Origin of the sequence: Streptomyces sp. SID3212 (assembly GCF_009865405.1) — a bacterium.
Lineage (GTDB): Bacteria > Actinomycetota > Actinomycetes > Streptomycetales > Streptomycetaceae > Streptomyces.
This window is the reverse complement of the sequence record NZ_WWJY01000022.1, coordinates 1-1,574: the sequence shown is the minus strand read 5'-3', so window position 1 is coordinate 1,574 and position 1,574 is coordinate 1. Positions and strand designations below refer to the sequence as shown.

General features: G+C 74.9%; 1 protein-coding gene. It reads left to right on the top strand.

All coding sequences use genetic code 11. The annotated features are described in order from the left end of the window. The first annotated feature begins 335 nt into the window (after window positions 1-335). Window positions 336-1,544: an exodeoxyribonuclease VII large subunit gene (gene xseA, locus GT042_RS01215; RefSeq protein ID WP_161306833.1), complete on the top strand. Its 1,209-nt coding sequence runs from the start codon at window positions 336-338 to the stop codon at window positions 1,542-1,544. The last annotated feature ends 30 nt before the right edge of the window (window positions 1,545-1,574 follow it).

Genomic DNA, 1,574 nt, shown 5'->3' with positions numbered 1-1,574 from the left:
GTCGGCCGGCGCGGGGGGGCTGTACGGAGGCGGTGGGGCGGGTCCGGGGTACGGCGGGGTACGCCGGGCGGGCGAGCCGGTCGGCTGACGCAGTGGGCTGTGCACGGAAGCGGTGGGGCCGACCCAGGTACGCCGCCCAGGCACCCTGCGGGCGAGCCGCCCGCCGTCCAGGCGGCCAGCTGAAGCCGCGCAGGGGGGCTCACCAGCACCGCCTGGGTGCGTTGGCCCGCCGACCCGGGCGGCCCACGCCGCCTGGGCTCAAGGAGGACGCGAGCGCCCCGCTCGCGTCCTTTGGACGCCCGGGGATGTCAGAGGCTGCCGATACGCTCCTCCGTATGGCTCTCAACACGTCCGCGGACGCCCCGCTGCCCGTCGGTGAGGTGTCGCGGCTCATCGGTGGGTGGATCGACCGGCTCGGGGCCGTCTGGGTCGAGGGTCAGATCACGCAGCTCTCGCGCAGACCGGGCGCGGGGGTGGTCTTCCTGACGCTGCGCGATCCGTCGTACGACATCTCGGTGGGCGTGACGTGCTACCGCCAGGTGTTCGACGCGATCGCGGATGTGGTCTCGGAGGGCGCGCGGGTCGTGGTGCAGGCGAAGCCGGAGTGGTACGCGCCGCGGGGGCAGCTGTCGCTGCGGGCCACGGAGATACGGCCGGTCGGCATCGGCGAACTGCTCGTACGGCTGGAGCGGTTGAAGCAGGCGCTGGGCGCGGAGGGGCTGTTCGCGGCCGACCGCAAGAAGCCGCTGCCGTTCCTGCCGCAGCTGATCGGGCTGGTCTGCGGCCGGGCGTCGGCGGCCGAGCGGGACGTGCTGGAGAACGCGCGGCGGCGGTGGCCCGCCGTCCGTTTCGAGGTGCGCAACACCGCCGTGCAGGGCGTGAACGCGGTGGCGCAGGTCGTGGCGGCGGTCGAGGAGCTGGACGCGCTGCCCGAGGTCGACGTGATCGTGGTGGCGCGGGGCGGCGGAAGCGTGGAGGATCTGCTGCCGTTCTCGGACGAGCAGTTGGTACGGGCCGTGGCCGCGTGCCGGACACCGGTGGTCTCCGCGATTGGGCACGAGCCTGACTCCCCGCTGCTCGACCTGGTGGCGGACGTCCGTGCGTCGACGCCGACGGACGCGGCGAAGAAGGTCGTGCCGGATGTGGGAGAGGAGCTGGACCGGGTGCAGGCGCTGCGGGACCGCGCGCTGCGGACGGTACGGGGGCTGCTCGACCGGGAGGAGCGCGGCCTCGCCCACGCGCTCGGCCGGCCCGTGATGGAGCGGCCGCAGCGGATGGTCACGGAGCGCGCCGCCGAGGTGGACGCGCTGGCGGACCGGTCGCGGCGGGTGCTGCGGCATCTGCTGGACCGCGCGGACTCGGAACTGTCGCACACGCGCGCACGCGTCGTGGCGCTGTCACCGGCCGCGACTCTGGAGCGGGGGTACGCGGTGCTCCAGCGCCCTGATGGGACGGTCGTACGGTCTCCCGAGGACGTCACCGCGGGCGGCGAGCTGCGGGCGCGCGTGGCGAAGGGCGACTTCACGGTGCGGGTCGCGGAGTGAGCGCGAGCGGGGCCGACCGGGTCGACGCCG

What these genes read in the sequence shown, in the direction of transcription:
- xseA (WP_161306833.1), top strand. Translation starts at nt 336, where the DNA reads ATGGCTCTCAACACGTCCGCGGACGCCCCGCTGCCCGTCGGTGAGGTG.